This is a genomic window from Methylobacterium sp. E-041, assembly GCF_022829665.1.
GTDB lineage: Bacteria > Pseudomonadota > Alphaproteobacteria > Rhizobiales > Beijerinckiaceae > Methylobacterium.
This window is the reverse complement of record NZ_JAKSYQ010000003.1, coordinates 1-4,872: the sequence shown is the minus strand read 5'-3', so window position 1 is coordinate 4,872 and position 4,872 is coordinate 1. Positions and strand designations below refer to the sequence as shown.

The following is a 4,872-nucleotide window of genomic DNA, read 5'->3' as shown; positions in this document are numbered from 1 at the left end:
TGGTCAAGCGCGCTTGCATGGTCATCGTGGTCGATCGCCATCCCGACCGCCTGCGCCTCGCGGGCTCGATCGGCGCGCTGGCCAACGACGATTCCAAGGGCTCCGCGGTGGACCAGGTCCTTCAGTTGACGAACGGCATCGGCGCCGACCGGGGCTGCGGGTGCGTCGGCTATCAAGCGCACGACCCGGAGGGCCACGAGCACCCCAACAGCACTCTTTAGAGCCCTTCTCTCCCTTTTCTGGTCGGTGGCTTTGTCGCCCTGAGGCCCGACGCGAAAGTGGCCGGTCGTGAGGTGCTGTCGAGCGGGTTGATGACCTGCGGGCGATCCTCGAGCGCCGCCGGATGTTTCATCTGCTTCGGCGTCGCGCCGAGGCTGGCGCCTTGATGCTCGTCAGCCTGCCGGCAACAGCTTCACACTCAGAGTTCTACCCGGTGACTTTCTGGATGCTCGTTCGGATCGTCGGTGCACCGAAGTTCACATGGCTGCCGGAAGACCCGAGCTTTTTGCTCGGGCCGTCAGGCGCCATACGAGGAAACCGCCAATGAATTAGATCCGCTCGATTTCCAGGTAACCGATCGTACTCGCCGCATCCTCACTATACCGCTTGCTTCGGATCGCCGCCGGCGCGATTTCGTCCGTAAAGTCTTGGATTTCGGCAGAGGTGCGGTAGAGCAAATACCAATCCATAAAGACCTCCATGTAGGCCTCCTCCCTGACGCCCCAGAGAAAATTAGGGATTACAAGCCGGCCCCCTCCATTAAGATGATCGAACAAAACCCTCGTGAGGCGTGCCGCGACCCTGGCATCAAGATAATCGTACAGGCCGGCAGCATAGATGAGATCAAAACGACCCAGGTCGGTTCTACCGGCCAGGATTTGCCGGACAGTTGCCTGTTGTACCTCGATGGCGTGTGAGACCGAGCCGCGGTATTCGCCCGCGACGGCTAGGCTCTCCGCATCCTGGTCAAGCGCGAGCAGTCTTCCGACTCGCCCTTCGTTCAGGGCAATGCTCAGTTCCACCTCACGAAGATGCCCACAGGCTAGCGACAAAATTGTGGGTGACCGGCGGCGTGCGGCCGCTTCATCGATCTTCGCAGCGAGGATGGACCGGCGTTCTCGAACCGCTTCGCAGGCCGTTACGTTGACGGTGAATGCCATCACGGTGCGTCCGGCTTCTGTAGCAGCTTCTTGCGCCGCTCTTGCCGCCGGATGGCGATAGACGAAGTCGATCAACCCGGCATCGCCGGCATAGCCGCGCGGCCTTTGATACGAATGTCGGGTGAAGGGACACTCATGCATCAAACTCGCAACAGCATGGGTTCGTGCCGCGGGAAGGACAGCCTCACGCCAAGTCCGAGGGCTGAATGTTTCCTTAAGTAGTCCTAGAAGATCAATGATCGTATCTGTCATCAAGGTATAATTACCGGGCAAAGCCATATTGCTAACTTCGCTCAGAGCTCGGTGTACATCGCTAGATACGACCGGGTATGATGATTGAGGAATCGTATATAGCGGTCGAGTCTCATCCGACTGCTGTAGATCGTATTTTAAAGAACTGAAATTACTAAGCAGATCACGTTCACGAAACAGCGCAGCTCCGCCGTTTGACATATCTTTATCGCCCTTAAGCGCCAATGCTCGGGGAGTCCGACGGCGCAGGGTCATCGTTAATGAAACGTTACCGACAGTCCATAAATGAGCTGCGTGGAAATTTCTTACAGCCACCTTTTCTTAACGATGTGACCGGATTGCATCTAATTACACGAGCACGTCGCTGTCACCGCGTTCGGTCAGCGGATGATTTCTCGCCCAGTTCGATTTCTTGATCCGTCCACGTAGGTGATGCGTCGTATCAGGCGACGGTCGAAAATGGGCGAATGCCTTTGCCCGCAGGAGGGCAGCGCACGAGCGTTGATGCGTATGTTCGATCCATTAGGGTTTTGGGAAATCGCTGCTGGTAGCACCTGTTGAATGGGGGCACCTGAACGATGACGGGCGAAACGCTAGATCTTCTCGATCGCGAGCTTCGAAAACGTTGGTTCGAGCGCCGATCGCCCGAGCTCGATGTGGCCTTCGAGGTTCAACATGCGAAGGCCCTGCGCATCGAGCTACGCAAGGCTTGTCAGCTTGTCGGCCTACTGTACATTTCGTTTGGAGTAATGGATGCATTTTTGATCCATGATATGCTTCCTTACATTTTGCCAGTTCGCATAACTATAGGTGCGATTTACGTATTAGCTATTTGGCTTCAAGCACAACACGGCGTAGGAACCCGTATTCTTGAATTTCAATGCGCAATTGGCGTCTTCTTTGGCTTCGCCGCATGGTTGTTCCTTGCCGCGCAAAGCGTAGAAACGATGGCAACGCTGTATTATGCCGGGTATGGATTAATATTCATGTTGGTTGCCAACTTGTTTTTCAATCTGACCTTCAGATTTGCGCTGCTGTCATCGGGTTTGATCGCTGCGACTTTCCTTATTTGGGCAACTGGATCCGTTAGAGACACGACTTACACGGTATGCTTTGGTTCGCTATATATATTTAGCTTTTTGCTTACGGTATTTTTGAACTTTAAGTACAATCGAGAGCGCTACCGCGTTTATATCAATGCACTTCGGGCGGATATTCGACAGCAGGAGATTTTGAAACGGGGCGAAGAGCTGATTCGTCTGTCGACGACGGATGACCTTACCGGCCTAGGAAATCGCAGAATCATAGATGGTGCATTACGCAAGCTCTGGCAAGATAGCAAGGCGTCAGGGAAGTCGTTCGGCGTCATCCTGATCGACGTTGATTACTTCAAGTCATATAATGATTGCTACGGGCATCAGCAGGGCGATCGCTGTTTGGCAAGGGTCAGTCAAGCTATGCTAAGCGTAGCCAAACCCTTTGGCTTCACCCTTGGACGCTTTGGCGGTGAGGAGTTCGCTGCGCTCTTTCAAGCCGTTTCTGTGGAGCAAGTTGCGGCGTTCGCCGAGGAAACTCGACGGGCGGTCGAGAGCCTTCAGATCGTCCATGCGGCGCGCCGCGACCATTTTTCGGGCATCACCGTCAGCGTCGGTGCGGCCTTCTCCGGTGATGTTGCCGCTGACAAGCCCGAGCGAATGGTCACTGCGGCCGACGTCGCGCTCTATGTAGCGAAGGGAGACGGACGGAACTGCGTCCGGACCTTCGATCGTCGTATGCTCGAGTCCGACGCGGGTGATACGCTTACTGCCGAGATGCTCCGTACGGCCATTGCTGACCAGCGCATCTCGGCTGTCTTCCAGCCGATCGTCGACGTCACGTCTGGCTTGGTGTGGGGCGCCGAGGCGTTGATGCGCTTAAAAGATCCACAGGGTCGGTCCGTCTCCCCGGAGACGTTCATTCCCGTGGCCGAGCGGACAGGTGTCATTATGGAGCTCGGAGAATGGATGCTACATGAGGCTTGCGATCTCCTCGCTACTGAACCGGCACTGCCCGTCATCAGCGTCAACGTGTCCTCGCGGCAAATCGAGGATCCCAACTTCGTTGACGTCGTTGAGGCGATCGTCAGGGCCGCAGCGATCGACCCCTCCCGTCTTGCTCTGGAGATCACCGAGGGAGGGCAGATCAGCGGAAATCCCCAGGTCGTTCAGCTGATGGACCGGTTGTCAGCAATCGGGATCCGCGTTTGGCTCGACGATTTTGGAACCGGGTTTGCTGGCCTGACCTGTTTAAGTGAACTGCGCTTCGACATGGTCAAGATCGATCGATTCTTTGTCCAGAGTAGCGATACGCCGCGTGGTGCAAAGTTGCTAAAAAACATCATAGACTTGGTTAGCAGCTGCGCACAAAAAACAATTGTAGAGGGTGTTGAGGACGCGTACCAGATTGAGCTTGTCGCATCCTTCGGTGTTGAGCTGTTTCAAGGCTACCACCTTGGGCGCCCGATGCCGAGGCACGAACTGGTTCAGCGGCTCGCGGACCAACCTGCGGTGGCTGATCGCGTCCTATAAAGGTGAAGATGTGGCTTCGTCATCCAAACCGGCAGTGCGAGCTTCACTCCACATTGCTTCAATGGACTATGCCTTCGCATGGGGTCAGCAGACACGCACGCTCTTCTCTCAAATGGTTGGAACGGAACCAGTTATCGAGCGCCGACGCTCCCGCTGGTCCGCCGAGCCTTCAGGATCGCTGCGTTGATGCCGTCCGCGATCCCTTGTGCTGCACGATCGCGAATTCATCCATCGTTTAAAGGGGACGGCATAGCGACAAGGTTCAACCCGATGTCGACTTTCGGCATCCCGGCGAACACCCGCTCTCCCGGAGCCGAAGGTGCCAGGTGGCCGACGAATGACCGCTTTCGGTGAGCCCAAACGGCGATCCTAACGGCTGAGTTGGGTCGCTAGCGGGAAGGCCGCTCAGGGTGGAGAGCAGTCCGGCTGCTTTCGGTGGCGTGCTGTGCTTATGCAGACATAGGCACACACCGGGGTCGGCATGTCGGCCGACAAGGTCGCCGACCTGGTCCAACTCGACCGACGCACGACCACGAACGGGACCGCTGGCAAGCGGGGCAGCGGCCTCGGCCTCCAGCTCTGCCGAAATCTCGTGGAGCGTCAGGGACGCACCCTAACCGTCGAAGGCGTGCCCAGCCGCGGCACGACGTTCGGCTTCATCCTGCCGAGGCCGCGGTGGTCGGGAGGAAGCGCCCCGCACTGCTCGGGACCTGAACCCGCATGGCGTCCCGATGGCGAAGTCGCGCGGCGTTTGGGAGCTGCCGTGCAGCATCACCACGAGGGGCACGGGCCGCCCGTCGTAAACGGACGGGACGTAAAGGCGGTAGGCCCGGCTCCCGGCGAGGTTCCCGAACCGACGCTCAAGCGCCGGTGGTGCTCTCAGTGGGGCGATC

General features: G+C 57.5%; 2 protein-coding genes and 2 pseudogenes. 3 read left to right on the top strand and 1 reads right to left on the bottom strand.

What is annotated here, in order from left to right; all coding sequences use genetic code 11:
• Window positions 1-221: pseudogene (locus MKK70_RS00040) on the top strand (aldehyde dehydrogenase); the annotation flags it as partial.
• 327 nt (window positions 222-548) lie between these two features.
• Here MKK70_RS00040 and MKK70_RS00035 read toward each other — a convergent pair.
• Entirely contained in the window at window positions 549-1,235 is a 687-nt protein-coding gene (locus MKK70_RS00035) for a class I SAM-dependent methyltransferase (RefSeq protein ID WP_243938355.1), read from the bottom strand.
• Between the two features lie 755 nt (window positions 1,236-1,990).
• Between MKK70_RS00035 and MKK70_RS00030 the strand changes: the two genes are divergently transcribed.
• Together MKK70_RS00030 and MKK70_RS30930 are read left to right on the top strand one after the other, a co-directional pair.
• Window positions 1,991-3,979 (top strand): putative bifunctional diguanylate cyclase/phosphodiesterase, encoded by a 1,989-nt coding sequence (locus tag MKK70_RS00030; protein ID WP_243945247.1) that lies wholly within the window; start codon window positions 1,991-1,993, stop codon window positions 3,977-3,979.
• A gap of 478 nt (window positions 3,980-4,457) precedes the next feature.
• Window positions 4,458-4,872 (top strand): annotated as a pseudogene (locus MKK70_RS30930) (sensor histidine kinase); the annotation flags it as partial.